Raw genomic sequence first — 3240 nt, 5'->3', positions numbered from 1 at the left:
GGATTGACCATTGAAAAAAGGCAGACGTGGAATTTGAGGCTGTCTGTCTGGTGGGCACAAGCTTGGAAGCTTGCGCCAGCGGTGAATTACAGGCTGAGGTTAGCAATTGACCATTGACCAGCGCAGCGGATTGACCATTGACGGTACCCTCAGTTGAAAATAAAGTCTGCCGCCCTAGCCCGGATAGAAACGGTTACCCCACAGCAGGCGCAGGGAAAAGCAATGGCGCGAGGAGTAAGAGTGGATAGCCGGAAGAAGCTCCTGATCATTCACCGTAATGGCTGCTGTAAGCACATCGGGGGGCTTTGTAAACACAAAAGCAGCCTTCAGGGACTGCCTTTATATCTGATGTAAATACGGATAGACCAATGTAAGTACTTTTCCGGCCAAATGGCAAAAGCCAAAAGCCAAACACTAAAAGCCAACTGCCAAACGCCAGCCGCTGGAAGCCAGAAGCCAGCCGGCATCAGCTGCCTGCATTCTGCCTGATTTTCCGCCCGGACATGTTCAGGAATCTTTTCACGAGCATCACTGCCGAAATGGTAAGTCCCAGCCCCAGGGCGATCCACATCCCGAAAGCACCCATCTTAAGTGTTACGCAAAGAAAATACCCCAGCGGGACAGTGATGATCCAGTAGGCCACAAAAGTATAGACGGACGGTATTTTCACATCCTGGATTCCCCGTAGTGATCCCAGTGCCGTTACCTGAATTCCGTCTGAAAGCTGGAACAGGGCAGCTATGATCATGAGTTTTGAAGCCAGGGCAATTACCTCCGTCTCTTCGCTTTTGGTGAAAAAAGCAGGCAGGATGTGCCGTCCGAGGATAAAGGCAACACCGCAGATGCACATGAAAATGAAAGCGATCTTCAGGTTGTTGATGCCCACTTTCCTCAGCTCCACATAATTCTGTTCGCCCAGTTTCCTGCCGATCATCACGGTAGAGGCCACGCTGAAACCGATGCACAGGTTGAAGGTAAAGGAAGCCATGCTGAGGGCAATCTGGTGCGAGGCGATATCATGTGCGGAGATCAGACCGCAGATGAAAGCGGCTCCGGCAAAAGCGGTCACCTCAAAGAACATCTGCAATGCCGTAGGAAGCCCTAGCCTGATCATTTTATCGAACATGTTACGGGAAAAAGCTTCGATCTTCAGTGAAAAGTCCCTGATGTAGCGTCTGGTCTTGTGTTCTTTCAGCAGGACAACGTAAAGAAAGACCACCATGAAGATCCTGGCAATCAGTCCGGCAAGGGCAGAACCTTTTACGCCCATTGGGGGAAAGCCGAAAAGGCCTTTGATAAAGATGTAGTTGAGGACGATGTTGATGATATTGGCAATGATGGTCGCTTTGGTCACTCCGATGGTGTAGGACAGTCCTTCCGAAACTTCCCGCAACGTCTGAAAAGCCATGAACGGGACAATGCTGATGGCCATAATCGTCAGGAAATCCACTGTATCCGGGATGATCTTTTCCGGCTGCCCCGAATGGTACAGCAGCGGCATGGCCAGCAGGAGAATCCCCATCAGGATGATCCCGACGGTCATATTGATCACAAATCCGTGGCTGAAAACCGAGTTGATCGTGCTGTGGTCATGCCTCGAGTGCGCTTCCGAGACCAGTGGCGGAATGGCAAAAGAAAATCCCAGCGCCAGGACAAACATGGAGAAAAATACGGCATTGCCCAGGGAAACGGAGGCCAGGGCGTCGGCCCCGAGCAGCTGCCCGACAATGATGTTGTCAAAAAGGTTCACGGAGACCTGTCCAACTTGGGTCAGCATGACGGGCAGGGCAAGGGTGAGGCATTCTTTGGTATAGTTTTTATTTAAAAAGTTCATAATCGTTTATGGTTCATGGATTGTTTTTGCTGATTGCAGCGTATCCTGGTACGGGCACTTTCAATCATCTGTTTTTCGGAATGTACCGTATACTCTTTAGGGACATTCATCAGGCGGCAATAAAAAAATTGCAGTACCGGATGATACTGCAATGTTTTATCTTAAAGGAATGGAGATTTATTTCCTTACGAAACTTGCAACATCATCGGCGGAAACCGTGTTTCCTCCCAGGATGATCAATCTTTCCACTACGTTTCTCAGCTCCCTGATATTCCCGGTCCATGACAGGCTTTTCAAAGCTTCGATCGCTTTGTCGTCAAACTTTTTCAGGGCGGTTCCGTGTTCATCGGAAATCATTCCTGAGAAATGCTCAACCAGCAGGCGGATGTCTTCTTTTCTCTCGTCAAGAGAAGGAACATAGATCTCAATCACAGACAATCTGTGGTAAAGGTCTTCACGGAATCTTCCCGCTTCGATTTCCTTCTGCATATTTTTGTTGGTTGCCGCCAGCACGCGTACATCCACTTTAATTTCCTTATCGCTTCCTACCGGGGAAACTTTGCTTTCCTGCAGGGCTCTCAGTACTTTCGCCTGGGCGATAAGGCTCATATCACCAATTTCGTCCAGGAAGATCGTACCGCCGTTGGCCTGCTCGAATTTTCCCTGCTTGTCTTTGATGGCGCCTGTAAAAGACCCTTTCACATGACCGAAAAGTTCGGATTCGATCAATTCTGAAGGAATGGCGGCACAGTTTACTTCTACCATCGGTCCCCTGGCACGGTCGCTCTGATTGTGGATGGCATGGGCCACTAGTTCTTTTCCGGCTCCGTTAGGCCCAGTAATCAAAACCCTTGCATCGGAAGCGGCTACCTTCTCAATCATATCCTGGATTTTTTTCAATCCGGCAGATTCCCCGATCATCTGGTATTTCTTGCTTACCTTTTTCTTCAGCGTCTTATTTTCGGTCTGAAGGTTTTTATTCTCTTTTTTCAGCGTTTCTTTAGCCAGTGCATTTTTTACGCTGGTGATCAAACGGTTGATATCGATAGGTTTGGAGATGAAGTCATAGGCACCGTCTCTCAGGCAGGAAACTGCGGAATCAATGTCTGCGTGTCCGGAGATCATGATAAAAGTGGATTCCGGCTTCAGGGCAAGGCTCTGTTTCAGCAGCTCGGTCCCTGAAAGTTTAGGCATCTTGATATCGGAAATCACCAAAGCAAAGTCTTCTTTTTCTATCTGTTTATAGCCTTCAAGGCCGTCTTCGGCGATAATAAATTCGTATTCGGTAAGTTCATCGGAAAGAATACTGTGGAGTACTCCTGAAATAGCTTTTTCGTCTTCTACAATAAGGATTTTTTGCATAGTTGCAAATTTAGATTTTTTAGATTGAATTATTAGCAAAAACC

At 48.1% G+C, this 3240-nt stretch carries 2 protein-coding genes; both read right to left on the bottom strand.

All coding sequences use genetic code 11. The features are described 5' to 3' along the window. Positions 1-466: 466 nt before the first annotated feature. Positions 467-1834: an MATE family efflux transporter gene (locus QZ735_RS04385; RefSeq protein WP_294244711.1), complete on the bottom strand. Its 1368-nt coding sequence runs from the start codon at positions 1832-1834 to the stop codon at positions 467-469. 177 nt (positions 1835-2011) lie between these two features. After that, complete coding sequence (locus QZ735_RS04380) at positions 2012-3196, bottom strand: sigma-54 dependent transcriptional regulator (RefSeq protein ID WP_294244708.1); 1185 nt, start codon at positions 3194-3196, stop codon at positions 2012-2014. Positions 3197-3240 lie beyond the last annotated feature (44 nt).

The sequence above is a fragment of the uncultured Chryseobacterium sp. genome (genome assembly GCF_913776365.1).
Lineage (GTDB): Bacteria > Bacteroidota > Bacteroidia > Flavobacteriales > Weeksellaceae > Chryseobacterium.
This window is presented reverse-complemented; position numbering and strand designations above follow the sequence as displayed.

Coding starts and splice junctions, on each gene's coding strand:
- QZ735_RS04385 (WP_294244711.1), bottom strand. CDS start 1,834: ATGAACTTTTTAAATAAAAACTATACCAAAGAATGCCTCACCCTTGCC.
- QZ735_RS04380 (WP_294244708.1), bottom strand. CDS start 3,196: ATGCAAAAAATCCTTATTGTAGAAGACGAAAAAGCTATTTCAGGAGTA.